The sequence below is a fragment of the Zavarzinia sp. genome (assembly GCF_049306435.1).
GTDB lineage: Bacteria > Pseudomonadota > Alphaproteobacteria > Zavarziniales > Zavarziniaceae > Zavarzinia.
Genome location: NZ_JBAQRT010000120.1, coordinates 1 through 2094 on the forward strand (window position 1 = coordinate 1; position 2094 = coordinate 2094).

General features: G+C 71.1%; 2 protein-coding genes and 1 pseudogene. All 3 read left to right on the top strand.

The features are described from left to right. A pseudogene (locus tag WAZ62_RS06390) lies at positions 1 to 283 on the top strand (P-type conjugative transfer protein TrbL); the annotation flags it as partial. After that, positions 283 to 966, top strand: coding sequence for a conjugal transfer protein TrbF (gene trbF / locus WAZ62_RS06395; protein ID WP_109920225.1), 684 nt, complete (start codon positions 283 to 285; stop codon positions 964 to 966). The pseudogene WAZ62_RS06390 and the gene trbF, both read left to right, overlap by 1 nt. Next, complete coding sequence (gene trbG / locus WAZ62_RS06400) at positions 963 to 1943, top strand: P-type conjugative transfer protein TrbG (RefSeq protein WP_109920224.1); 981 nt, start codon at positions 963 to 965, stop codon at positions 1941 to 1943. Before trbF ends, trbG begins: the two co-directional genes overlap by 4 nt. Positions 1944 to 2094 lie beyond the last annotated feature (151 nt).

Genomic DNA, 2094 nt, shown 5'->3' on the forward strand with positions numbered 1-2094 from the left:
CTTCAAGACTGTCGCCGCCAGGTCGTCCGCCGCGATGGGTGAGGCTGCCCGGGAAGGAGCGCGCAGCGCCTTCGCGGCGACGGGCGGCAGTTCCACCGCTGGAACGGTCGCCGGCGACGCCACCCCCGTGCCTGAAGGCCCTTCTGCTGCCCCCGCCTGGGCGCGGCGCATGCAGCGCGCCCAAAGCCTGCATCAGGGCGCCACTACCGCTGCCCATGCCATCCGTGCCACCGACGGCCATGGCGGCGACACCTCCATCTCCCTCACCGAAGGTGACCGCTGATGTTCAAGCGCGCATCCGTCCGCTACGGCAGGACGCCGGAACCCGATACCCCCTACCAGCGCGCCGCCCAGGTCTGGGACGAGCGGATCGGTTCCGCCCGCGCCCAGGCCCGCAACTGGCGCCTGATCGCCTTCGGTTGCCTGATCCTGGCCGGCGGCTTCGCCGCCGCCCTGGTCTGGCAGTCGGCGCGGGGCACCATCGTGCCCTGGGTGGTCGAGGTCGACCGGCTGGGGGAAGCCCGTAGCATCGCCCCAGCGACGCCGGACTACCAGCCGGCCGATGCCCAGATCGCCTTCCACCTGGCCCGCTTCATCGAGCAGGTCCGTAGCGTGCCCGCCGACCCCATCGTGCTCCGCCAGAACTGGCTGCGCGCTTACGACTTCACCACAGACCGCGGGGCGCTGGCCCTCAACGACTTCGCCAGGGTTGCCGATCCCTTCGCCAGGGTCGGCAAGCAGCAGGTCTCCGTCGAGGTCTCCAGCGTGATCCGCGCCTCGCCCGACAGCTTCCGCATCGCCTGGAGCGAGAAGCGCTACGAGAGCGGCCAGCTCGCCGCCACCGAGCGCTGGAGCGCCATCCTCACGATCGCCATCCGCCCGCCTGCCGATGCCGACCATCTGCGCAAGAACCCGCTCGGCATCTTCGTCAATGCCATCGACTGGTCGAAGGAGCTCACGCCATGATCCGCCCGATCGTCCTGCTTGCTCTCTTGGGCACCTTCGCCCTCGGGGCCTGCGCCGGCCAGGCACCGCCCGCCATCCGCTACGACGATGCCGCACCGGCGGTGCGAGCCGCCGACCCGCCGGCGCCGGTGACTGTCGTCGACGTGCCCCGTCCGCTGCCCCTGCCGGGGCAGTTGCGGCCCCTCCCCAGCGAGCGCCCGCGGCCGGAACCGGCTGCCCCGGCGGTGCGGGTGGAACAGGCCAATGCGGCCGCGCGCATCCAGCCGGTACGGGACGGCTTCGTCAACGCAGTGCAGGTCTATCCCTTCACCGACGGTGCCCTCTACCAGGTCTATGCCGCCCCCGGCCGGATCTCGGACATCGCCTTGCAGCCGGGCGAGCAACTGGCCGGCACCGGGCCGATCGCCGCCGGCGATACCGTGCGCTGGATCATCGGTGATACCGAGAGCGGTATGGCAGAGAGCAAGCGGATCCATATCCTGGTCAAGCCGATCCGCGCCGACATCGCCACCAACCTGGTGATCAATACCGACCGGCGGACTTATCACGTCGAGCTACAGGCGACGCCCTCGACCTATATGGCTTCCGTCTCCTGGTCCTATCCACAGGACGAGTTGCTGGCCCTCCGCCGCCGGAACGATGCGGCCGATGCCGTCCGGCCGGTCGCCGAGGGCATCGACATCGCCGCCCTGAACTTCCGCTATGCGATCGAGGGCGATACGCCGCCTTGGCGGCCGCTCCGCGCCTTCGACGACGGCCGGCAGGTCTATATCGAGTTCCCCGCCGGTATCGGCCAGGGCGAGATGCCGCCACTCTTCGTCGTCGGTGCCGACGGCGGTGCCGAACTGGTGAACTACCGGGTGCGCGGCCGCCACATGATCGTCGACCGCCTGTTCGCCGCCGCCGAGCTCCGCCTCGGTGCCGAGCCCCAGCAGAAGGTGCGGATCGTCCGCACCGACAGCAGGCCCGCGTCATGACCGGCGCCACGCCACCGGAAGACGCCATGCGGCTCCGCGGCGACCGGCGGCCGGTGAAGCGGCTGTCGCGCCGGGTCGTGGTCCTGCTCGGCCTCGTCGCCGGCGGCCATCGGCCCGGTGCCGGCCAGTTGCTCGCCCGGCTGCAAGGCGA